Genomic DNA, 23,117 nt, shown 5'->3' on the forward strand with positions numbered 1-23,117 from the left:
GTCTAGGCGCTTTGACAATGTTAAAGCGACCTTTAATAAGTTCAGGCCACTTAAAAGGCCGTATTTTTGGGATGAAGTAATCTCAATCCGTTGGCTACAACCAATAGGGAAGCGCCCATGTCGGCTGCTATGGCTTCCCATAAGGTCGCCACACCTGCAAAGGCTAAAACGGCGAATGCTGCTTTGATCGTCAGCGCAAAAGCAATATTCTGTCGAATAATCGCCAGTGTTCTTTTGGAATGCCCGATCAGCCAAGGTAGCTTGGAAAGATCATCGCCCATCAGGGCAATATCGGCTATTTCGATAGCCGCATCTGACCCTAACACCCCCATGGCAATTCCCAGGTTGGCCCGTCCCAGTGCCGGTGCGTCGTTGACACCATCACCGATCATCGCTACCTGTCCGTATTTCTCGACCATTTGACTGACGATCTCCACTTTATCGGCCGGCAATAATACGGCGTGTACCTCATCGATGCCAATTTGGGCCGCGATGTTATTGGCCGTCACCCGATTGTCACCGGTCAACATTGCCAGGTGTTGGATTCCATTTTGTCTCAGCGCTTGCAAAATCGATCTGATGTCGGCGCGAGGCTGGTCGGCAACGGCAATGAGACCGCAAATATGCCGATCATTGCCGATGGCAATCACGGTTTGCCCTGTTTGTTCAAGGGCAATTGCTTTTTCACTGATTTCCGGGATTTCCTGACTACGTTCCAATAAATAGCGACGCGATCCCAACCAGAAATCCGTGCCATTAAATAGTCCGGTGACACCTTTACCCGGTAGAACCGTCACATTGTCTGCGCTGGCCACGTTGATACCGCGTTGTTCCGTATAGCGTAAAATGGCTTTGGCCAACGGATGATTGCTTCGTGCTTCCAGTGCGGCAGCGCGGCTTAGAAGTTCTTCTTGGCTATGACCATTAAAAGGATAAACCCCCGTGACGATTGGGTCGCCCGAGGTCAGCGTGCCGGTTTTATCAAAGGCAATCGCATTAAGATGTGCGGGTGTTTCAATATAAATGCCCCCTTTGATCAGAATGCCTTGTCGGGCTGCACAGGCCAACGCGGCGACAATACTGACCGGTGTCGAAATGACCAATGCACAGGGGCAGGCAATGACCAGCAACACCAAGGCGTGGTAAAACCATTCGTTCCAGCCCCCTTCGAAAAATACCGGTGGAATGATACACATGGCCAACGCCACCAGCATCACAGTCGGGGTATAAATACGCGCAAATTTCTCCACCCATTGTTCGACCTCGGCTCGCTTACCATGAGCTTCGCCGACCAACCGGGTAATCTGTGCCAAGGTGGTATCCGAAACCAACTTGGTGGATCGGATTTCCAATGTCCCTTCAACATTAATACTGCCGGCAAACACCTCGTCACCCACTTGCTTGGCAACCGGCATGCTTTCACCGGTAATCGGCGCCTGATTGACTGAACTGAAACCGGCAATTACGTTGCCATCCAGGGGGATTTTAGCGCCAGGTGCTAATATGAAACGGGTTCCTATACTGACTTCTGCCGCTGGTACCACGCATTCCTGGCCGGTTTCATCCTTGATCGTCACCGTCGAGGGCGCTAAATCCAGCAAGGCTTCAACGGCATGCCGGGCACGGCCAATACTCCAACTCTCAATCGCCAGAGACAGCGCAAACAGAAAACTGACCGTTGCCGCCTCAAACCATTCATCAATGAACATCGCACCGATAACCGCAATCGTCATCAGCAAATTCATATCCGCTCGGAAGCGTTTCAAGGCATAAAACGCCTTAACAATCACATGCCGCGCACCGCAAGCCACCGCTAAACCAAAGGCGATTTTTTCAGGCAAAGGCATAGCCTGCTGAGCATGGGCATTCAGTAAGCTTTGTAGATAGTCAGTGACCACGTCCCATTGCAGGGTGCCGTTTTTGGCCGAGCTGAAAATGGTTTGAATATCCACAAAGCCGCCGGCTATGGCGATATGAATTAGCATGCCGGCCACGATAAATACACCGCTAAGCACGGTAAAAACGGTCTTCGAACGGTGCAGTTGTTTGGCATCGGCATCGGTCTGACCGGACTGCCAACGAGCCGCCTGCATGCCCGTTGCCGCTACTGCTTTGATGATGGTCTTTTCAGTCACGGGCTCGGCATCAGACAACAGCGTCATGCGCCCGTTTAAAACATCAAAGGCCAGTTTGTCACTGCCGCCCACGAGCGGGCCTATCGCGCTTTTCAAGGTAGAGACCTCTTCGGCGCAATCCAGTCCCTCGATTTTGAACGTGATGCCACTCGATAAGTTTGATGGCGTTGGCTGGTGGTTATCCGGTTTCTCGCCAGGACAACAACAGGTTTTTTCTGATGGCTTGCAGGTACTCATCGTTCAACCCTCGTTAGAATCAATCTGCGGTATTCCCGGTATCATGGGACTTACTGGTTGGTCTTGGCGATGCGCGAACCAGTAAAGAATCGGTAATACCAACAATGTCAGCATCGTTGACGAGAGAATGCCGCCAATCACTACAGTCGCCAGCGGGCGCTGTACCTCTGCGCCGGTACCGGTGGCAATGGCCATTGGCACGAAACCGAACGAGGCCACCAATGCGGTCATCAACACTGGCCTAAGACGTGTCAGAGCACCCTCCACAATCGCCTTATCCAGCGACATGCCTTCGTCGCGCAAACCACGGATAAAGGCAATCATTACCAGCCCGTTCAGTACCGCCACACCCGACAAGGCGATGAATCCGACTGCCGCCGAAATCGACATCGGAATATCGCGCAACCAAAGTGCGACCAAGCCGCCGGTCAACGCAAAGGGGATGCCGCTGAACACCAGCAAACCGTCCTTGGCATTGCCAAACATCATGAACAGGAGTGTGAAAACCAGGATTAACGCCACAGGCACCACAATTTGCAAGCGATGGGCCGCCGATTGCAACTGTTCGAACTGTCCGCCCCAACTTGTCCAATAACCGGATGGAATTTTGACTTTCTGTTGCAGCTTTTGTTCGGCCTCGGCAACAAAAGAGCCGATGTCGCGGCCTCGCACGTTGGCACTGATGACGATTCGGCGTTTGCCGTTCTCGCGGCTGATTTGATTAGGGCCGGGAGCCATTTCCAGGCTGGCTACTTCGGCCAGTGGGATATAACTGGTTCGTCCATCTCGGTTTTGCCCGTGCGGCAATGAGATTGGCAAGCGGTTGATGGCATCCAGATTACTGCGCAGGTTCTCCGGCAGTCGCACGATGATGTCGAAACGCCGGTCACCCTCAAACAAGGTGCCGGCTTCGGTGCCACCAATCGCGGTAGCCACCGCATCCTGCACATCGCCCACGTTTAAGCCGTAGCGCGAAGTTTTATCCCGGTCGATATTGAGCGTCAGCATCGGCAAGCCGGTAGTTTGCTCGACTTTCACTTCGGATGCACCGGGAATTGCCTCCATGACCGCCGAAATTTCAGTCGCCGTGTCATTCAATACATCCATATCATCGCCAAACACTTTAACGGCAACGTCGCTACGCACCCCTGAAATCAGTTCATTGAAGCGCAACTGGATAGGCTGGGAAAACTCGTAGAGGTTGCCGGGTAGTTTGTTGGCCGCCGCTTGTATCGCCGCCAGCAAGTCATCGCGTGATTTACCGGGTTCAGGCCATTGCTCGCGAGGTTTGAGCATGATGTAACCATCCGAGATATTCGGCGGCATCGGGTCAGATGCGATTTCGGCGGTACCGGTTCGTGCAAATATTCGCTCGATTTCGGGAAACTGCTGCTTCAGAGCCTGCTCAATCTGCTGCTGCATGGCGACCGATTGCGACAAACTGGTACCCGGAATACGCATCGCCTGAATGGCGAAATCGCCTTCATTCAAGCTCGGCACAAACTCGCTGCCCATCCGAGTCGCCAACAAGCCCGACAGAATCACCGCGACCACCGCCAGCGTGAGTATCACCGGCTTGTTGCTCATGACGCTATCCAGTACCGGCGCATAGATACGCTTGGCACTCAGCATCACCACATTTTCCTTTTCGGCGACTTTATCGCCGATAAACAGCGCCACAGCCGCCGGAATAAAGGTCACGGACAGTATCATGGCTCCCACCAAGGCAATGACCACCGTGAACGCCATCGGATGAAACATTTTGCCTTCCACCCCCGTCAGCGCAAAGATGGGCAAGTACACGACCATGATGATCAACTGGCCAAATAACAGCGCTCGCCGCGCTTCTTTCGACGCCGTGAACACTTCATGAAAACGTTCACTACGTGTTAGCGAACGCCCCTGCTGTTCCTGAGCATGGGCCAGCCTTCGTACACAGTTCTCCACAATCACCACCGCACCGTCGATGATCACACCAAAATCGAGCGCCCCCAGACTCATCAAGTTGGCACTGACTTGATACGTCACCATGCCGGTGAAGGTGAACAACATTGATAACGGTATGACCATTGCCGTAATGATGGCCGCACGAATATTACCGAGGAACAGAAACAGAATCACGATGACCAGAATTGCCCCTTCGGTTAAGTTCTTCTTGACCGTATTGATGGCTTTATCGACCAATACCGTTCGGTCATAGACCGTCACGGCCTGCACCCCTTCGGGCAGCGTGCGGTTGATTTCCGTCATCTTTTTGTCGACCGCTTGCGAGACGGCACGGCTATTCTGACCGATCAGCATAAAGACCGTACCCAATACCATCTCTCGGCCATTTTCGGTTGCAGCGCCGGTGCGCAGTTCTCGGCCGATTTCGACTTCGCCGACATCGCGAATGCGAATGGGCACACCCTGGACATTACCGAGAATAATGTTGCGAATATCTTCCATCGAATGCACTTGGCCCGGCGCACGAATCAGATATTGTTCGCCACGCTTTTCGATGTAACCGGCACCGACATTATTGTTGTTACGATCCAGCGCGGTAACGATGTCTTGCAAGGTCAGACCATAGGACGCCAGTTTTTCCGGAATCGGTGCCACCTGATATTGTTTGGCGTAGCCGCCAATGGAATTGATTTCGGTGACCCCCGGCACGTTGCGCAACTGCGGTTTGATAATCCAGTCCTGGATTTCACGCAGATCGGTCGCGGTGTAAGGCGAACCGTCAGGTTTTTTGGCCCCTTCTTGGGCTTCGACTATCCATAAATAGATTTCGCCAAGACCGGTGGAAATGGGACCCATCGCCGGCGTGATACCGGCGGGCAGTTTATCCTTGGCTTCCTGAATACGTTGGTTCACCAATTGCCGGGCGAAATAGACATCGGTGCCGTCCTGGAAAATCACCGTGACCTGCGATAAGCCGTAACGCGAAAGCGACCGGGTTTGTTCCAGATGCGGCAAACCCGCCATGACGGTTTCGATGGGGTAAGTGATCCGCTGTTCGGTTTCCAAAGGCGAATAACCCGGTGCCGTCGTATTAATTTGTACCTGAACATTGGTGATGTCCGGCACGGCGTCGATGGGCAGAATCGAGTAATTGAAAACACCGAGTCCTGCCATACCCAGTACGGCCAGGATAACCAGCCAGCGATGCTCGATCGCTAAACGAATGAGTCGTTCAAACATGATGCGAACTCCTGGAGATCAATGCGAATGCTCGGCACTGCTTTTGCCTTGCTCGGATTTAAGGACGAAGCTGCCATTGGCAGCGTATTCGGTACCAGGCATGAGTCCTGTCACGATCTCGGTGACTTTGCCATCTGATAGGCCGGTGGTGATGGGTTGAGCAATAAAGCCGCCGGGTACGCGAATAAAAATCGTCGGCTTGTTTTTGATCATCTGGATGGCATCGGCGGCGACCGCGACCGGCACTTCACTTTCCTTGGTAGGCAGTTCGACCGTGATAAACAATCCAGGTCGCCAGGCCATCTGCGGATTGTCCAGCGTCACGCGAGCCGTAGCGGTACGGGTTTGTTTGCCCATCAATGCGCCCACATAAGACAACGTACCGGTTGCCGAAGAATCGAACGCCGTGGCCTTGATGTTGACCTGTTTGCCGACTTGCACGACATTGAGATCCTTCGCCGAGACGATAATTTCGGCCCAGACGGAGGATAAGTCAGTGATGGTGAAAATGCTGGCATCTTCCTTGACCGCTTCTCCCATGGCGATGTGTTTCTCGACCACCATGCCGTCGAACGGGGCGCGAATTTCGTAACGATTGAGTGAGCCGCCGCTGGCCGACACGGCAGGACTTGCGCCGAGTGCTATCAATTTCTGTTGGGCATTATGAACGGCGATTTCCATTTCCTGCATTGCTTGCCGGGCTTGTTGGTAGTCTTGCTCCGCCGAGATTTTGTCCTCCCATAAGTGCTTTTCCCTCGCAAAGGTAGAGCGGGCTAACTCCAATCGCCTTTGTGCCGACAACAATTCACTACGCTGCTCGGACAACACCGTACTGGCAATCACGGCGATGACCTGACCTTGTTTGACTTGCTGGCCCAGGTTGGCGGAAATGCTCTCCACCACACCGGCCAAACGCGGCACCACATGAGACGTCTTATCTTCATTGAAGCGAATTTCACCCGGTAGGGTGACAGAGCTTGTGATGTGCGCTGCACCTGCGGTCTGAATCGAGATACCGGTTTCGGCGATTTGCTGATCGCTCAAGGTTACTTTGCCTTCTTCTTTACTGAAAGCAAACTGAAACGTCTGACCATCATGCCTTGCCGTCACGTTCGCTTCAAAGACATGGGGCTCATCGATAGCCTGGATACTCTGCCAATACGCTTTTTCAGGCGCAAACTCGATGCGCTGTTGCTCGCCGCTCGGGCGCTTTAGTTGCACGGAGAGTTGATCGGCAACGGGCTGAAGCGGTTTATCCTGATTGAACGGATAAACGCGAAAGTGCGGTTCACCACCTTCCTCGCTGAGCAGGATTTCCAGCTTAAAGTCACCGTCGCTGTAAACAGCGCCGCCGTGCGGGCCTTGGGCTTGTTTGGCGTCATCGGCATGTTCGGCGCTATCGACTTTAGCCGCTGCATGGTTTTCTTCGCCGTGTTCCTCGCCTTCGGGCATCGATTTGTCGATGCTCAGAATAAATAAGCCAAGCAAGAGGCCGACCACAATAATCGCGACGATAGCGGTCCATTGTTTTTTGTTAATCGTGTTCATGGTGATACCTCGGGTTGGCTGTCCGCCACTGTCTCGTTCATATTGCTGCCGACCAAACGTTCCACGTTGGCCACGGACTTGTGATATTCGGCCAAAGCCAGTAAATACTGATTTTTAGCGCCGAACAGGGTGCGCTGTGCATCCAGTACGTCCATAAAACTGAATTTACCCAAGCGGTAGCCTTCGCGAGCGGCGTCATAAGCACTTTGGGCGCCCGGTAAAATATCTTGCTGCAAGGTGATGATTTCGGAATGAGCGGTATCCAGGGCTTGATAGGCGGTGTTCAATGCCGTGGCGATGCGGACCTCAGTGCTACGCAATTCGTCTTCCGCTTTGGTCAATCGATGCTCGGCTTCTTGAACACGGCCTTGATTGCGGTCGAAAACCGGCAATGGCACCGAAAAACCAACGACTAAGGCGTAATCATTGGGCATCAGATATTTACTGGCACCCACGGTCGCGGTGACATCTGGGATGGCTTTGGACTTTTCCATCGTAATCAATGCCTGACGTTGGGTGATTTCGGTGGCCCAACGGGCTAAATCCGGATTTTTAGAGAGGCGTTGCGCCAATGAGTCTAGGGAAGCCGGCGCTTGTATGCTTTCCAAATTACCGCTCACCATCTCAAAGCGCGGTGTCGTGCTGCCCCAGCCGGCGGCTAAACGCTTGCGGGCGGCTTCCAGTTCTTTCTGAGCTCGCATCAGCTCAATTTGCACAGAAGCGCGAGCAACTTTAGCCTTGGTTTCTTCAACGGGCGATACCTTGCCTGCCTGCACTCGCGCAGAGGTCGTGACCGTTGTCTGATTAGCCAATTCATGAATTTGCTGTGTTAGCGTCAAGCGCTGTTGGGCGGCCAACACGTCAATAAATGCCTGCGTAACTTGAGTGAGTACATCGGCTCGTTTGGTTTCGTAATCCCAATCGGCTAATTGCTTGGTTAGCGAGGCGGCTTCCATGCGAGCGGCGCGCTTACCGCCCAATTCGATCAATTGACTCAGCTCCAAGGTGACGACATCGCCGTCGAAACCCTTGATGACCTGATTTCCAAAGTTTGCCGCATTGGCATTGAAGGTGGGATTGGGAAACAAACCCGCTTGGAGGGTGGCGGCTTCCTGTGCTCGGCTCTCCCAGGAAAAAGCGGATAGCTCGGGGTTCTGGGTTAGCGCTAGGGCAAGCGCTTGAGACAAAACCAGGGAACCGGTCGGTTCCTCAATGGCTTGCCGACTGGAACCGTTTGCACCCAGATCGCCTGATTGTGCCGGCAATAGCGTGTCGTCTGCCGGACTCGCATCGACCGAGCCGGCAGTAATCAATAAACACAGTGCAACGCCAAGTGGCCGCACATAATTTGAGAACATGGAAAATTTCTCCGTAGCATAGAGGGAACGTCAACACGGACACAGGTGAACCTGCGCCTTCGGCTGGTGAGTTGCAGCTAGGAGAAGTGGCTAAATCAGTAAAACGGTACTGCGAAGGGCGAGTAGTCGGGAATCGGTAAACGGCGGGTCGAAAAATGCCGGCTGCCGAATAACGACTTTGGCATAAAGGACTAGCAGTGAGATCAGGAAAAATACCGGTAAAAGTCCAATATCAATCGCTATTTTTAATAAATTCGTCAATTGTAGGGGGATGTGATCATCACCATCGATAGGAATGTCAGTGCAAGGTGACGAGCAGGGATCATCGTCATTGCTCGTAAGAGCATTGGTCTCGTCGTTGAAACGAGTGACAACAGTTAAACTTACGGATTGGTCTTTTCCATTCTTCTCTACAGCGACATGACCATCAGCACCAAAACATAGCACAAAGGCCGACACATCTCGATGGCCCAGGCCAAAATGACCAAGCACCGCGAGTATCAGCACAATAGAGAGCCAAATTTTAGAGTGTCGCAAAGCATTCATTTTTTAAAGCTACACCAAATGAATCTAAATGACAATGACTTAACTGTTTTTTAGTATTTCGTGGTTTTGAGACCTAACAGGCTGTTGAAGAACGTATGTATATTTCACGCTGAGGCAGAATTTTCAGAGGCGATGTAAACAATGATGAATTCGAATTCGTTGAAAATTACAGTCAATACAATGGCAGACTCGCAAGCGGCATTGGCTACAAGCCGTTTCATTCATCGAAAAATTCTGACTCGTTTATGTCTTGGATGACTTTTTCTTAGTGTGACAATCGGCGGCACTGTCTTGTTTGCCCAGTATGTTTTGGCGGGTGCCTGAGAATTTGGCGATGCGTTGGAAGAACGTTAGAAACCCTATCAGATGGTGACCAATCAGATATTGAAAAAAGCCAATAGGCATGCTAGCGTAATGACCTTAGTTTTTTTGGATAAAGTTTTTGTTGTCAACGCTTCGTGCTCATCGCCATAGTCATTATCGGTCTATTTTGATTTTGGTAATGATGGTCAGCTGGCTATTCATGCTGGTGGCGTCGACGTGCGCCATGCCTATGCCGGTTCAGCTTCCTGCTGTTGATGCGATGCCGGTCGGCTGTTCAGAGTCCATGCATCACTCTGAGCAAACAAAACACTTTTCCTCGCAAGCTCAGGACTGCGTTCTTAAATCCTGCCCAGACTCTCAACCCAATCCGACTTTCAATATCAAAATCGATAAACCGGAAATCCCGTTGTTTATTGCATGTCTGGTATGGTTAATCGGCTGTTTGTTTAGCTACCGCCCACCTCAACTGATATTCAATCGGATAAGGCCGCCTATTGGCAAGCCGATTCCGTTGTTTTATCGTTTTTGCACACTCCTGAATTAGTCATTTCTCCCAGGTAACCCTCGCCTTGTTGGCGTGATAGAGCTTCATGCTTTGGCGTGAGCCTGTGTTTCCTTGTTTGGAGAAAATGATGTACCCCTTGTTATACCCCTCGCCCCTTGATCGGGTGTCTTGGCCCTATTGGGCGCTCGGTTGCTATCTGATGATTTTCATCAGCATAGTCCATGCCGATGAAACGATTTTATCCATTGAACAGGCCGTTCAACTAGCTCAGGCGGGCAATCCCGGTCTTGCTGAAATTAAAGCGCGCGCTGAGGCACTGGCGGCTATTCCTTCGCAGGAAGGTGCGCTTCCAGACCCAACGCTTAATTTCGATACACTGAATGTCCCAACCAGTAGCTTCAGTCTTCACAAGGAAGACATGACCATGATGGATGTCGGCGTCAGTCAGACAATTCCCTTTCCGGGTAAGTTGGCCTTGAAGGAACAAGCGGCGGAACAGGAAGCCCTGGCCGCTGCCGATTCGGTAGATGTCGCCCGTTTGCGTCTGGTTCGTGATGTCAAACAGGCCTGGTGGCGCTTGTTCTATTACGATCGAGCAATCAATGTCATTGCCGAAAGCGAACAATTTTTTCAGCAACTGATCGATACCGCCCAATCCCGCTACAAAGCGGGTCAGGGGCAACAGCAGGATGTGCTGCTGGCCCAATTGGAACTCTCGAAACTCAAGGATGAAAAAATCGAGCTGATCAGCATGCGCCACAGTACCGGTATTCAGCTCAACACATTGCTTAGCCGCAACTCCGATACCTTGATAAAACTGCCTGACCAAGCCGAGATCAAAACCCCGGTCTTGGTGGTTGCGGATTTGCAAACACAAGCCATGGAACATAGCCCGCTGTTTGAGCAGCATCGCAAAATGCTCGGTGCCGCCAAGACCCGCATTGAAATCGCCGAAAAGGATTTCTATCCCGATCTGACACTGGGTGCGGGTTATGCAGTCAGGCAAAACACGCCGTCCAGCGAATCGCGTAGCGATTTTGCCAGTGTCAAACTCAGTATCAATTTGCCAATCTATGCCGAGCAAAAACAGGCCAAGGCGGTCGATCAACGCAATAGTGAATTATTGCAGGAGCAGTACGCCTTGCAGGACGAGCACAACAAAGTCCATGGTGAAATTGCTGCCAATACCGCCCAATACCTGCATGCAAAACAGCGGTTAGCGTTATTCGAGCATGAAATCATTCCTCAAGCGCAGCAGACTGTCAGCTCTTTGATGGCCGGGTATCCCGTCGGCAAAGCTGACTTCAGTAACTTGCTCCGCACCCAGCTGAGCTTGTTTCAGTATCAAAGCCAATATTGGAAATCATTGGTCGAAACCCAGCAATTGCTGGCGGAATTATCGAATTTAATTGGCGAGGAACTGACTCATGACTAAGCAAGCCATTCTGGTCAGTATATTGACCATGATCATCGGAATCGCCGGCGGCTTTTGGCTGGCGAATAAGCCGCAATCCATGGAAAAGACTGTGTCGGTCGCAGAGCATAAACCACGGTTTTATCGGCATCCGATGAATCCAAAAGTGACGTCTTCGACACCAGCAAAGGATGAAATGGGCATGGATTATCTACCCGTGTATGCCGATGAACTTTCGCCGACATCCCAACCGAACAAAGGGCGCATTCTGTATTACCGCCACCCCATGGGGACCGCAGACACATCGCCGGTACCGAAAAAGGACGAAATGGGCATGGATTATCTGCCGGTTTACGAAGGCAAGGTAACGAGTTCTAAACTCTTGACGATCAGCCCCGAAAAAATCCAAAAGCTCGGCGTCAAAACCGAGAAAGTTCAATATCGGGATTTAGTGCGTTCTATCCGTGCGCCGGGCAGTATTCAAGTTGATGAGCGTCGGTTACATGTCATCAATGCCAAATTCGAGGGCTGGATACAACGGTTGCTAGTTAATAGCACGGGACAAGCTGTCAAACGCGGTCAGCCATTATTGGAAGTCTACAGTCCTGATCTACTCACGGCTCAACAGGAATATCTGATCGCCAAACAAGGCGAGGCGTCATTGCAACAGGCCAGTCCACAGGCGCTAGCCACCGCGCAGCAACTCACCCGTAATGCCTTAAAGCGGCTGAATTATTGGGATATAGGCCAGGCACAATTGCAACGTTTGCAAGAGCAGGATCGCGTGATCGAAACCCTGTCGTTGCAATCGCCTGTCAATGGCGTCGTGATGGAGAAGCCAGCAGTAGACGGGATGCGTTTTATGCCGGGCGAAATATTGTTCCAGATTGCCGACTTGAGTCGGGTGTGGCTGATTGTCGATGTGTTCGAGCCCGATTTAGAGTGGGTCAAAATGGGTCAAGCGGTCGTCGTCGCTTTCAAAGCTTACCCCGATAAATCTTTTCAAGGGCAAGTGGGTTTTGTCTATCCCACGCTGAATACCGACACGCGCACCGTCAAAGTTAGAGTGGACATGGACAACGCGCAAGGTTTTCTGAGGCCTGGTCTATATGGTAGCGTTGAATTATTGACTTCCCAGCAACAGCACCGCGAGTTAAGTGTACCCGATTCGGCCATCCTCGATAGCGGTACACGGCAAGTGGTTCTGGTGCAAGAGGATGAAGGCCGGTTTGAACCGCGTCCGGTGAAAATTGGCCATCAGACGGGGGGATTCAGCGAAGTACTTGAGGGTTTGCAGGATGGCGACAACGTAGTCACCCGCGCTAATTTCTTGATCGATGCCGAAAGCAATTTGAAAGCGGCGCTGGATAGTATGCGCAGCGTGGATCAGATGCCAGAATCCGAAGCTACTCAGCCGGACACTCAGGCTATGCCGAGACATGATCACAATCAACATGCAGTGGAGAACTAGCCATGTTGGAACGTATGATTGCATGGTCGTTGAAGAACGTGTTTCTGGTTCTGATCACGACGTTATTTTTAATCTGTGGCGGCATTTATGCTCTGATCAAGATTCCGCTTGATGCCCTACCTGATCTGTCCGATGCCCAAGTCATTGTCTACACGGAATTCCCTGGCCAAGCACCTCAGGTGGTCGAGGATCAAGTCACTTATCCACTGACCACCGCGATGCTGAGTGTGCCGCGATCCAAGGTGGTTCGTGGTTTCTCATTTTTCGGTGCATCCTTTGTGTACGTGATCTTTGAGGATGGTACTGATATTTATTGGGCCCGCTCCAGGGTGCTCGAATATTTAAATTTTGCGGCCGGACGGTTGCCACGTGGTGTTACGCCGCAGTTAGGGCCAGATGCCACCGGCGTGGGCTGGGTGTATCAATATGCGTTGTTGGGCAAGGATTACTCCCTGGCAGAACTGCGTACCCTGCAAGACTGGTTTGTGCGCTATCAGTTGACCAAGGCACAGGGAATTGCCGAAGTCGCCAGCGTCGGTGGGTTCGTCCAGCAATATCAAGTGACGGTCGATCCGCATAAACTCCAGGCTTATGGTATCCCGCTTAAAACAGTGACTGAAGCAATTGCCAATGGCAACCGCGACGTGGGTGGGCGGGCGATTGAAATGACCGAAACTGAATATATGGTGCGCGGTCGTGGTTATTTGCATGGCATCCACGATCTGGAACGCTTGGTATTAAAAGTCGCCAATGGTACGCCCGTTTTAGTGCGCGACGTGGCCAGAGTTGAATTGGTACCCGATGAACGTCGCGGTATTACCGAACTGAATGGCGAGGGCGAAGTGGTGTCCGGCATCGCCATCGCTCGCTACGGTCAAAATGCGCTGGAAGTGATTGATAACTTGAAACTGCGGTTAAAGGAAATTACCGCAGGTCTGCCAGCGGGTGTCAGCATAAAAGCGGTGTATGACCGTGCTGATTTGATCCAACGAGCGATCGAGAATTTACGCCATACGCTATTGGAAGAGAGTGTGGTGGTCGCCGTTATTTGTGCGGCATTTCTGTTGCATCTGCGTAGTGCGCTGGTGGCCATCGTCATGCTGCCAGTTGGTGTCCTGATCGCTTTTATCGTCATGTATTTATTGAAGATGAACTCCAATATTATGAGCTTGGGGGGCATCGCCATTGCGATTGGCGCAATGGTCGATGCCGCCATCGTGATGATTGAAAACGTGCATAAGCACCTGGAGCACGATGCCGGAAAATTGCCCAGGCACACGATTGTGTTGAATGCCTGCCGAGAAGTCGGGCCGCCATTATTTTTCAGTTTGCTGATCATCACCGTATCCTTCTTACCGGTGTTCACGCTGGAAGCCCAAGAGGGACGACTATTTCAGCCATTGGCATACACCAAAACCTTTGCCATGGCCGGCGCGGCCTTGCTGTCGGTGACGCTGGTGCCGGTGCTGATATTGTTGTTTGTGCGTGGTCATATCCGACCCGAGCAAGATAACCCTGTCAACCGGGTATTGCTGTGGCTGTATCGCCCGGTGATTACCTGGGTGATGCGTTTTAAGAAAACCACGGTATTGCTGGCGTTGCTGGTCATGGCTGCGAGTATTTACCCTGCCATGCAATTGGGTGGCGAATTCATGCCGACCTTAAACGAAGGCACGTTGTTATTTATGCCGCAGACCTTGCCTGGCTTGTCGGTGACCAAAACGGCCGAATTACTGCAAACTCAGGACCGCATCATCAAAACCTTCCCTGAAGTCGAATCGGTATTCGGCAAAGCCGGGCGTGCCGCCACGGCAACCGACCCGGCTCCTTTGGAAATGTCCGAGACTGTGGTCAATCTCAAGCCGGAATCACAATGGCGTCCCAGTATGACCATCGACAAATTGATTGCGGAAATGGATCAGGCCCTGCAAATTCCCGGTGTTAGCAATGCCTGGACCATGCCGATCAAAAATCGCATCGACATGCTGGCCACCGGTATTCGCACTCCAGTTGGCGTCAAGTTATTCGGTAACGACCTGGCTGAAATGGAACGGTTGGCCCAGCAAATCGAACAAGTTATCAAGAACGTACCTGGCACGACCAGCGCGTATGCCGAGCGCATTACCGGTGGTTATTACTTGAATATCGATCCCGACTATGAAGCCTTGGCTCGCTATGGGTTGATGGTTGGCGATATTCAAAATCTAATTTCAACCGCCATCGGCGGCGAGATGGTGACGACTATGGTCGAAGGCCGCGAGCGCTTCGGCGTGATCGTGCGTTATCCGCGCGAACTCAGGAACAGTCCTAGTGCCATAGGCAATCACTTACTGGTAACGACTGCTGACGGTGCCATGATTCCTTTATCGTCGGTGGCACATCTGAGCTTATCCAAAGGGCCGCCGGGTATTCGTACCGAAAACTCGCTGCTCTCGGCTTATATCTTCGTCGATTTGCGGGATCGCGATATTGCCGGTTATGTTCATGATGCCAAACTGGCTGTTGAGAAAGCGGTAGCACTCCCTACCGGTTACTACATTACCTGGAGCGGGCAATTCGAGTATATGGAGCGGGCGATTGAGCGGTTGAAGATTGTCGTACCGTTGACCATGCTGATCATTTTTATACTGCTGTATCTGAATTTTGGGCGAATGACGGAAACCCTGATCGTTATGTTGTCGGTGCCGTTTGCGCTGGTGGGCGGCGTCTGGTTGCTGTGGGCGTTGAACTATAACGTTAGTGTGGCGGTTGGTGTGGGCTTTATCGCACTGGCTGGAGTGGCTGCGGAAACCGGCGTCATCATGCTGATCTACCTGGATCACGCCTACCAGGCCAAAATCGAAGAATGCCGGCAACACGGTCAGGATTTTACCCGGAATGAACTCTACACCAGTGTGGTCAGCGGTGCGGCAGAACGGCTACGACCAAAGATGATGACTGTAGCCGCCATCATGGCCGGTCTGTTACCCATCATGTGGAGCAACGGTACCGGATCAGAAGTCATGCGCCGCATTGCTGCCCCGATGGTGGGGGGCATGATCTCTTCGATGCTGCTGACGTTGATTGTAATTCCAGCGATTTATGCGCTGTTGAAAGGCCATTCATTGAAATCGCGATGAAGTTCAGCACAGTAAATTTTCTCATGTCACATTCACTTAACCAGGAGTTTTATGACAATAAGTACAGTCAAAATAATGCATTAAATAACAACCTTTTAACCAAACATGACGGTATTTTTAGTGCTGTCTGAAGAATTTCACCGAACTGGAGAAATCCCATGAAAACCATAACTAAATTGTTGGTCGTCACTTCTTTAACGTTGGGAGTTTTATCAGGTTGCCAACAAAATCCCCATCCCATGGATATGAGTGCAGCTATCCAAAGTGCGAAAACTAAGGATGACCATGAGTCTTTGGCGACTCATTTTGAGCAAAATGCAAAGGATGCCGAAGTCAAAGTGGAAGAACACAAAAAGCTTCTGCAACAGTACAAGCAGCACAGCTACCTGTACGGCAAGCAATCCGAGATGTTTTTCGAACATTGCCAATCGCTAATCAATTCCTACCAAAAAGCAGTTGATGCCAATACAGCGATGGCTAAAATGCATCATCAAATGGCAGGAGACAAATAAACAGTCTTGAAAATTAAAGGATTTGAGGCATGAAAATTTTATTTCTTGCCTTCAAATCGATGCATATTTCGGGACCAAATCATTTGCTTTTTGATGTGGTTACACTTTGCTGGACACACTTTTACAATGCCTAAAACTGAGTGTGGTCCAAATGAGCCGAGAAAAACCCAATACCTATACTGCTGAATTCCGAGCCTCAGCCGTTAAGCTGGCGAATGAATCAGACAAATCCGTTGCCCAGGTTGCCCTTGATCTAGGGATTAACGTGAATACCCTGCATACGTGGATTGGCAAATACAGTCGCCGCCAATCCCCCGATAACCCGGTCAGAACCGATGATCATCTTTATGACGAACTCAAGCGTCTCAAGAAAGAGGTGGCCCGACTGACCGAGGAGCGCGATTTGTTAAAAAAGGCCGCCGCGTACTTTGCCAAAGAGCAACGGTAAAGCACGCTTGGATTCAAAAGCATACGGCGGAATTCAGCGTCGCGGCAATGTGTCGGTTTTTGCAAGTGTCGCCCAGCGCCTATTACGCCTGGCAGCATCGCCGCCCCTCGCCACGGCAGCGAGAAGATGAACAACTGAGTAACCTGGTGCAGCAAGCCTTCGAAAAAAGCCGACGCAGTTATGGCACCCGACGGATCAAAATTGCCCTGTCCCATCAAGGTCAATCCGTGGGGCGACGGCGAATTGGTCACTTAATGAGAGAAGCCGGATTAACGTGTAAAACCAAGCGCCGATTTAAAGTCACCACCGATTCCGAGCACGACCTGCTGATTGCACCTAATCATTTGATTCGTCAGTTCGCCGTTGATCGAGCAAACAGAGTCTATACGGGTGATATTACCTATATCCATACTCAGGAAGGCTGGTTGTATTTGGCGGTGGTGATCGACTTGTTTTCCCGCCAGATCGTGGATTGGTCAATGGCCGAACATATGAAAACCCAGTTGGTCAACGATGCGCGCTTGATGGCCATTTGGAAACGTAAGCCCGACAAAGGCTTGCTATGGCATACCGACCGGGGTAGCCAATATGCCTCAGAAAGCCATCGGGCTTTGCTGAAACAACACGGCATTCGACAAAGCATGAGCCGAAAAGGGAATTGCTGGGATAACGCGGTTTCGGAGAGTTTCTTTCACACCCTAAAAACTGAACTGATTCACCAACAGACTTTCCAGACCCACGATCAGGCTAAACAAGCGGTGTTCGAATATATCGAAGTGTTTTACAACCGGGAGCGGTTACATTCCGCTAACGGCTACCTGTCACCGATTAATTACGAATTGCGGCATCAAGCCGCTTAACTATGTGTCCGGTTTAGTGTTGACACATCACTTACGAATGGCGCGACGATTCCGGCCAGTGGTTCCACAGATACGGCAACGAAAACTGGGAGTTCAACGCTCAGGGTTTCATGCAACGGCGCTTTGCCAGCATCAACGATTTGCCGATCAAGGAAGAGCCGCGTTTGTTTCACTGGCCGTTGGGCCGCCGTCCCGACGATCATGCCAGTTTGAGCGATTTGGGGTTGTAGATGGTCGATTGACGGTGCGGTTGAGCCATCTTCGGGAAACGTCTTGACAATATTAGCCCCGGAGAGGATTACATCCAATATCAAGCTAAAGGTCTTTAAAGTATAGAACTCTCAACCTGCCGTCAATTTTTACAGCTGATCGCAAATTCGTCATCAGCTGCAAACGACCTCCTTAAAATCCGCTTCACAATAATGACCATCCAACCGGAGGTCATTATGGAACCCGTTGCCATCCCCCAATCGATCGACGATCCGATCCACATTTTGCTGTGGAGCGCGGACGAGATCGTACCCTTCATGGTCAGCATGCTCACTGGCATGTTGATTGATCAGTTCATTCCGGGCATGGCGCTTGGCTTCATCGCAGTCAAACTTTACCGGCGCTTTCGGGACAACCGGCCTGATGGTTATACCTTGCATGCGCTGTATTGGCTGGGTCTGTTGCCCAATCGCTCCCGAACCATCCCCAATCCCTACATTCGCCGGTTCCTGCCATGAGATGGTCGGATTTTCTGCAAACCTGGGATGGACACGAGACCGAGAACCGGTTTAGCCGAGTCGTCGTCATTGGATTGCTCGTCGTTTGTGTGATTACCTCACTTGCCGCCTGGCGTACCGAGCGCAGCATCATTTTGGTGCCCCCTACGTTGACCCAGGAAGTTGAAGTAACGCGTAGTAGCGCCTCTAGTGAGTTCAAAGAGTCCTGGGGCTTGTACATGGCGGAATTGCTCGGCAACACCACACCAGCCAACGCCGATTTTCTAAAAGTGGCCATCGAGCCTTTGCTGGCACCGGATATTTATCGTAGCGTCCTGGATGCGATGACCGATCAAATCAAGGCCATCAAGATGGATCGGGTGGCAATCAGCTTCACGCCACGTCATGTCGATTATGAAGCCGAGACCAACAAAGTCTTCGTCAGCGGCGAGCTCAAAAGCCAAGGCCCCAGTTCCAAACCCGACATCAAACCCCGTACCTACGAATTCATCATCGCCGTCAAGAACTACCGGCCTCGACTGGAGTTCATCGATGTCTACCCTGATTCGCCCAGAACCTTAGATCGACTGAAAGCAATGCAAGGCCAAACCCGCGAGGCTCAACCATGAAACGATCATTACCGTCATTTTTGTTACTGCTGACCGTTAGCACTGCCTTATCTGCGGATGAATTACCCGTGACCGTTTTACCGCTGGTTACCACGGTAGCAGATCCTTTGCCGCCAGCAGGCGAGTCAGCTGGACAGCAAACGGATTTGGGCATCGAGCTTCCGCCGGTCGATGCCAGCGTATTGCAAACGGCCAAGCAACAGGCAGCAATTGCATCGACAACCTCCGTTGGTCCGCAACACATTCAAGTCAAACCCGGCATCAACGAACTGATGCCGATTGCCGTCGGCCATTTGAATCGCCTGGTCACCCCCTTCGAACATCCCGTAGTCACAACGACCAGCCAAGCGACCACTAGCACCAAAGGCAAAATCGTCTACGTCGCCACGGCCGACGAAACGCCGGTGACCTTATACATCACTCCTGGCGACAACCAGGACATCGCCTTGTCGCTGACCTTGATCCCCAAACGTATTCCGGCACGGGAAATCCATCTCAGCCTGGATAAAGACAGTTACAAGCTGTTGAGCAAACTGCAATCGCCCAGTACCTCTTCAGGCAAAACCAGCGATCAGGAACAAGCCTACATCGCCCAAATTAAAAAGCTATTCCGCGACCTGGGCCTGCAAAAGACACCGCCAGGCTTTTCCCTGCGCGATCCAAGCAAGGGCGAACATATTCAGTGCTTGCAAGACCTCGTTCAGATTAAAACTGGCCAGGTACTGGAAGGACACGACATGCTGATTCTGGTCGGTCTGGCGCGTAATACCGGCATGGAGCCCCTGGAGTTTGACGAGCGATCTTGTGCAACCACCAAAGACGAGGTGTTAGCTGTTGCCAGCTGGCCCAAAGTCGTACTGGGACAGAACGAATCCACCGAGCTCTATGTTGCGGTCAGACATACACCGGAAACATCATCGACGCTCAGACCGTCATTGCTCAATGGGAGTCAACCCTGATGGCCAGCATGGACAACTGGTGGTCACGTTTGAGTCCTACCGCCAAGCGCAATGTCGCGGTAGGCAGTATCGGCACCGTGCTATTGGCAACCATCATTGCTTTGGCCTCTGTTTCACCGGAAATCGCCAAGCCGACCAGTAAACAAGCGACGATTCAGCACATCCTGACCGACAGCGATCCTCGTTCACTAGGCATCGACGGCATTTCCTCCCAGCTTCGCGATCTGCTGCAAAAGAACGAAGAGCAAGGGCGGCGGTTAGCTGCGATTGAAGAACAACAAAAGCGCGAGCAGCAATCCGATGAACTGCGTTTCAAGCAATGGACTAGCGCCGAACGGGAAGCCTATGAAGCCAAACTCAAAGCCGTCAGCGGTGAAGTCGAGTCGTTGAAAAACAAATCCACAACAACGATACCACCTACTGATGATGCTGATACCAACAACGCCGCAACTGGCAACAATACGCCGTCACCTAATTATGCTGGCCGCCGTTACAACTCGACTAGACCCAATACCGCTCAAGAAGATCTGAACAGCGTCTTTGAACAGGCTGCGATTCCGTCACCGACGACTGGCAATGCCGGTATCTCGGGCGGACGAACCGGTGCCAATGCACAAACGCCTGTAGCGATGCAGATTCGGGTCATCAAGGAAGAAAAAGCGTCCACACCTACAACGGATGCTAAAGCCGCTGGCGAAAACGGTTCGGCAAATGCCACAGCACGCAGTGATGTCTTTATCCCTGCCGGCAGCGTCCTGACTGGCGTTTTATTAAACGGCCTGGATGCACCGACCGGCAAAAAAGCCAAGAAAGAACCGATGCCGGTGCTGTTCCGCATCAAGAAGGAAGCCATTCTGCCCAACCGCTTCCACGCCGATGTCCGCGAATGTTTTCTGCTCGCCGCCGGCTTTGGCGACTTGAGTGCCGAACGCGCCTATTTTCGTGGCGAGACCTTTTCCTGCGTGCGCCAGGACGGTGGCGTGATCGAGGTACCCATGAACGCCTATGCGACCGGCGAAGACGGGAAGAACGGTGTGCGCGGTCGCGTCGTTTCCAAACAAGGCGCCCTACTCGCGCAATCAATGATGGCCGGATTTTTAAGAGGCTTTTCCGATGCCTTCGGCCGTAACCAGATTCCGGTGCTGATGACCGGAGGACTGGGCAGCCTGGCAGGAAGCACACCGTTCCAAAGTGCCTTTTCCTCGCAATCAATGGAAGGCGGTGCCTTGAAAGGCGCTGGTTACGCGATGGAACGACTGTCGCATTTTTACATGGACATGGCGGAAGAGATTTACCCGGTCATCGAAGTCGACGCCACCCGCCAAGTCAATTTCATCGTGCAGAAAGGCACGGCATTGAAACTCAAAACTCCAAGCTGATTATTCAACCCATGATCCGGAACAATAATATGAATCTACGCCATACCAGCTTACTCCTATCATTGCTGATATTTGCTTCAGCCACCTTTGCCGACAATCCGCCAAAGGTAGCAGCCTCCGGCATTGCCGCCAGCTTACTGTCGATCAAAATCGACGGCATGCAGGATTTGCCAATCAGCGGATTGAAAATGGTCAAGACCGGCGCACAAACCGTGTTCATTTCCAGTAACGGTCGCTTTGCGCTTTACGGCGGCAAGCTGATGGATGTCTGGACCCAGCAGGAAATCAAGGATTTGCCTGACATCGACAAAATCGCCAATCGCATCGATCTGTCGCGGATGAAGCTGAATGTCGACGATCTGGGCCCGGTCACGGTCGGACATGGCAAGGAATCGGTCTTGGTGTTCATCGATCCACGTTGTCCGTATTGCGGCAAAGTCATGAAAGATCTGCAAGCCCTTAAAGACAAATACACCTTCAAGCTGGTGATGGTGCCGATCCTGGGTGCCGAATCGCAAAACATCGTCGTGCAACTGGCGTGTCAGTTGGGTTCACCAGATGCCAAAGCCAAAGACGCGGTGCGCGAACGGCTGTTGAAACAGGATTACGCCGGGTTACCGACCGAGCAGCCCAAGCAATGCAACAAAGAGCCGTTACAGAAAGCCATCGTTACCGCCAAGCTATTTGGCTTGCAAGGGGTGCCATTCCTGATTGCTCCAGATGGTCGCACGCATAGTGGCGCACCCGATATCTTGGCCGATTGGTTGGCCAACAAACCAAATGCCGTATCGGCCGCAACCGCTCCTGAACCTACGAAAATGGAGAAAAAGCCATGACACGTTATCGCCAAATTTCATTATTCATCATCTCCAGTTTGATGTGGGTACTTGTCACTGGCTGCGCAACCCAGTACGGCTGTAAAGGTATGCCGGATGAACCGCAGTGTTTATCGACCACACAGGCCTATCAAGTGACCAATCCCGGATTGCAAGAGGACGCCGGCCAGCAGGCTGGTCATTCGGAGTCACAAACCCCACCAGCGCCCAGCGTTCCCATGCAACAACCGGTGCCCAAAATCGAAGACCCCACGCCGATTCGTACCCCTTCGCAAGTCATGCGCATCTGGATCGCTCCTTGGGAAGATGCCGAAGGCGATCTGATGGTATCGAACTATGTCTACACCGAACTGGAACCAAGACGATGGATGATCGGCAAGTCGGCGCCGACCTTGAGTCCATCGCTCATTCCTCTGCAAGTCGAGCAAAGGCCTCCTGAAAAACATCAGGCATTGGATAACGATGATTTGGAATCGCGTGGTTTGCCATCCACGCTGAACAGCCCAGCCGCCAAAAACTAAATTCTTCACCGCCGTGACCTTCGGGATCGGCGAGTCTTAGCGGGCGACCGCTGATGTTGAGCCGGAGCAAGCTTCCGAGATCGGACGGGCAACCGTCGTCATTCAACTATGAGGTCGTCTTGTATGAAAGTATCCTATCGAACCGGGGTTCTAGTTGCCCTGGCTTCCTTGTTTTTTGTGTTGTTGGCGCCCGACGCCATGGCCGGTGCCGGCGGTACCGAGTTCAACAACGTCTGGACCTTGCTGACTGGCTGGGTCGAAGGTTTGCTGGGTCGGATTATCGCCATCGTCTTCGTGATTGTCGGTTTAGTCGCAGGGGTGGTACGCGGAAGCATCATGGGCTTCGTGCTGGGTATTGCCAGCGGCGTGGGTCTATTTGCGGCACCGACCATCATCACCAATATTGTCACCGCGACACTATAA

At 52.0% G+C, this 23,117-nt stretch carries 17 protein-coding genes and 1 pseudogene; 13 read left to right on the forward strand and 5 right to left on the reverse strand.

The window, feature by feature from the left end:
• Positions 1–50: 50 nt before the first annotated feature.
• The 5 genes from METH11B_RS0109245 to METH11B_RS0109265 all read right to left on the reverse strand — a co-directional run bounded on the left by METH11B_RS0109245 (position 51) and on the right by METH11B_RS0109265 (position 9,010).
• The gene (locus METH11B_RS0109245) at positions 51–2,372 is read right to left on the reverse strand and encodes a heavy metal translocating P-type ATPase (protein WP_026601799.1); all 2,322 of its coding nucleotides are present in this window, start codon (positions 2,370–2,372) and stop codon (positions 51–53) included.
• Between the two features lie 3 nt (positions 2,373–2,375).
• On the reverse strand, positions 2,376–5,558 hold the full coding sequence (locus tag METH11B_RS0109250; RefSeq protein WP_026601800.1) for a CusA/CzcA family heavy metal efflux RND transporter: 3,183 nt from the start codon (positions 5,556–5,558) through the stop codon (positions 2,376–2,378).
• 18 nt (positions 5,559–5,576) lie between these two features.
• Positions 5,577–7,106, reverse strand: coding sequence for an efflux RND transporter periplasmic adaptor subunit (locus METH11B_RS0109255; protein WP_026601801.1), 1,530 nt, complete (start codon positions 7,104–7,106; stop codon positions 5,577–5,579).
• Complete coding sequence (locus METH11B_RS0109260) at positions 7,103–8,464, reverse strand: TolC family protein (RefSeq protein ID WP_026601802.1); 1,362 nt, start codon at positions 8,462–8,464, stop codon at positions 7,103–7,105. The genes METH11B_RS0109255 and METH11B_RS0109260 overlap by 4 nt, the downstream gene beginning before the upstream one ends.
• 90 nt (positions 8,465–8,554) lie before the next feature.
• Positions 8,555–9,010, reverse strand: coding sequence for a hypothetical protein (locus METH11B_RS0109265; protein ID WP_026601803.1), 456 nt, complete (start codon positions 9,008–9,010; stop codon positions 8,555–8,557).
• A gap of 956 nt (positions 9,011–9,966) precedes the next feature.
• Here METH11B_RS0109265 and METH11B_RS0109280 point away from each other — a divergent pair.
• The 13 genes and pseudogenes from METH11B_RS0109280 (at position 9,967) to traA (ending at position 23,117) form a co-directional block, all read left to right on the forward strand.
• Complete coding sequence (locus METH11B_RS0109280; RefSeq protein WP_026601805.1) at positions 9,967–11,274, forward strand: TolC family protein; 1,308 nt, start codon at positions 9,967–9,969, stop codon at positions 11,272–11,274.
• The gene (locus METH11B_RS0109285; protein WP_026601806.1) at positions 11,267–12,724 is read left to right on the forward strand and encodes an efflux RND transporter periplasmic adaptor subunit; all 1,458 of its coding nucleotides are present in this window, start codon (positions 11,267–11,269) and stop codon (positions 12,722–12,724) included. The genes METH11B_RS0109280 and METH11B_RS0109285 overlap by 8 nt, the downstream gene beginning before the upstream one ends.
• A gap of 2 nt (positions 12,725–12,726) precedes the next feature.
• Entirely contained in the window at positions 12,727–15,843 is a 3,117-nt protein-coding gene (locus tag METH11B_RS0109290) for an efflux RND transporter permease subunit (protein ID WP_026601807.1), read from the forward strand.
• Between the two features lie 158 nt (positions 15,844–16,001).
• Positions 16,002–16,355, forward strand: a complete 354-nt coding sequence (locus METH11B_RS0109295; RefSeq protein ID WP_026601808.1) for a hypothetical protein — start codon at positions 16,002–16,004, stop codon at positions 16,353–16,355.
• Between the two features lie 151 nt (positions 16,356–16,506).
• Positions 16,507–17,663 (forward strand): IS3 family transposase gene (locus tag METH11B_RS0109305; protein ID WP_373276517.1). Its coding sequence is split into 2 segments (ribosomal slippage): positions 16,507–16,777 and positions 16,777–17,663, totalling 1,158 coding nucleotides; the frame shifts between segments, so codons are not numbered across the junction.
• A 32-nt stretch (positions 17,664–17,695) separates the two neighbouring features.
• Positions 17,696–17,893: pseudogene (locus METH11B_RS26595) on the forward strand (DUF1348 family protein); the annotation flags it as partial.
• A 216-nt stretch (positions 17,894–18,109) separates the two neighbouring features.
• Entirely contained in the window at positions 18,110–18,391 is a 282-nt protein-coding gene (traL, locus tag METH11B_RS0109315) for a type IV conjugative transfer system protein TraL (RefSeq protein WP_033157999.1), read from the forward strand.
• Positions 18,388–18,999, forward strand: a complete 612-nt coding sequence (locus METH11B_RS0109320; RefSeq protein ID WP_026601812.1) for a TraE/TraK family type IV conjugative transfer system protein — start codon at positions 18,388–18,390, stop codon at positions 18,997–18,999. Before traL ends, METH11B_RS0109320 begins: the two co-directional genes overlap by 4 nt.
• Positions 18,996–19,958, forward strand: a complete 963-nt coding sequence (locus METH11B_RS0109325) for a TraK domain-containing protein (protein ID WP_026601813.1) — start codon at positions 18,996–18,998, stop codon at positions 19,956–19,958. The genes METH11B_RS0109320 and METH11B_RS0109325 overlap by 4 nt, the downstream gene beginning before the upstream one ends.
• Positions 19,958–21,337, forward strand: coding sequence for a TraB/VirB10 family protein (locus METH11B_RS0109330; RefSeq protein ID WP_026601814.1), 1,380 nt, complete (start codon positions 19,958–19,960; stop codon positions 21,335–21,337). The genes METH11B_RS0109325 and METH11B_RS0109330 overlap by 1 nt, the downstream gene beginning before the upstream one ends.
• 29 nt (positions 21,338–21,366) lie before the next feature.
• On the forward strand, positions 21,367–22,173 hold the full coding sequence (locus METH11B_RS0109335) for a DsbC family protein (protein ID WP_026601815.1): 807 nt from the start codon (positions 21,367–21,369) through the stop codon (positions 22,171–22,173).
• Positions 22,170–22,694 (forward strand): TraV family lipoprotein, encoded by a 525-nt coding sequence (locus tag METH11B_RS0109340; protein ID WP_026601816.1) that lies wholly within the window; start codon positions 22,170–22,172, stop codon positions 22,692–22,694. Before METH11B_RS0109335 ends, METH11B_RS0109340 begins: the two co-directional genes overlap by 4 nt.
• 123 nt (positions 22,695–22,817) lie before the next feature.
• The gene (traA, locus tag METH11B_RS0109345) at positions 22,818–23,117 is read left to right on the forward strand and encodes a TraA family conjugative transfer protein (protein WP_026601817.1); all 300 of its coding nucleotides are present in this window, start codon (positions 22,818–22,820) and stop codon (positions 23,115–23,117) included.

The organism is Methylomonas sp. 11b (assembly GCF_000515215.1).
Lineage (GTDB): Bacteria > Pseudomonadota > Gammaproteobacteria > Methylococcales > Methylomonadaceae > Methylomonas.

What these genes read in the sequence shown, in the direction of transcription:
- METH11B_RS0109245 (WP_026601799.1), bottom strand. Translation starts at nt 2,372, where the DNA reads ATGAGTACCTGCAAGCCATCAGAAAAAACCTGTTGTTGTCCTGGCGAG.
- METH11B_RS0109250 (WP_026601800.1), bottom strand. Translation starts at nt 5,558, where the DNA reads ATGTTTGAACGACTCATTCGTTTAGCGATCGAGCATCGCTGGCTGGTT.
- METH11B_RS0109255 (WP_026601801.1), bottom strand. Translation starts at nt 7,106, where the DNA reads ATGAACACGATTAACAAAAAACAATGGACCGCTATCGTCGCGATTATT.
- METH11B_RS0109260 (WP_026601802.1), bottom strand. Translation starts at nt 8,464, where the DNA reads ATGTTCTCAAATTATGTGCGGCCACTTGGCGTTGCACTGTGTTTATTG.
- METH11B_RS0109265 (WP_026601803.1), bottom strand. Translation starts at nt 9,010, where the DNA reads ATGAATGCTTTGCGACACTCTAAAATTTGGCTCTCTATTGTGCTGATA.
- METH11B_RS0109280 (WP_026601805.1), top strand. Translation starts at nt 9,967, where the DNA reads ATGTACCCCTTGTTATACCCCTCGCCCCTTGATCGGGTGTCTTGGCCC.
- METH11B_RS0109285 (WP_026601806.1), top strand. Translation starts at nt 11,267, where the DNA reads ATGACTAAGCAAGCCATTCTGGTCAGTATATTGACCATGATCATCGGA.
- METH11B_RS0109290 (WP_026601807.1), top strand. Translation starts at nt 12,727, where the DNA reads ATGTTGGAACGTATGATTGCATGGTCGTTGAAGAACGTGTTTCTGGTT.
- METH11B_RS0109295 (WP_026601808.1), top strand. Translation starts at nt 16,002, where the DNA reads ATGAAAACCATAACTAAATTGTTGGTCGTCACTTCTTTAACGTTGGGA.
- traL (WP_033157999.1), top strand. Translation starts at nt 18,110, where the DNA reads ATGGAACCCGTTGCCATCCCCCAATCGATCGACGATCCGATCCACATT.
- METH11B_RS0109320 (WP_026601812.1), top strand. Translation starts at nt 18,388, where the DNA reads ATGAGATGGTCGGATTTTCTGCAAACCTGGGATGGACACGAGACCGAG.
- METH11B_RS0109325 (WP_026601813.1), top strand. Translation starts at nt 18,996, where the DNA reads ATGAAACGATCATTACCGTCATTTTTGTTACTGCTGACCGTTAGCACT.
- METH11B_RS0109330 (WP_026601814.1), top strand. Translation starts at nt 19,958, where the DNA reads ATGGCCAGCATGGACAACTGGTGGTCACGTTTGAGTCCTACCGCCAAG.
- METH11B_RS0109335 (WP_026601815.1), top strand. Translation starts at nt 21,367, where the DNA reads ATGAATCTACGCCATACCAGCTTACTCCTATCATTGCTGATATTTGCT.
- METH11B_RS0109340 (WP_026601816.1), top strand. Translation starts at nt 22,170, where the DNA reads ATGACACGTTATCGCCAAATTTCATTATTCATCATCTCCAGTTTGATG.
- traA (WP_026601817.1), top strand. Translation starts at nt 22,818, where the DNA reads ATGAAAGTATCCTATCGAACCGGGGTTCTAGTTGCCCTGGCTTCCTTG.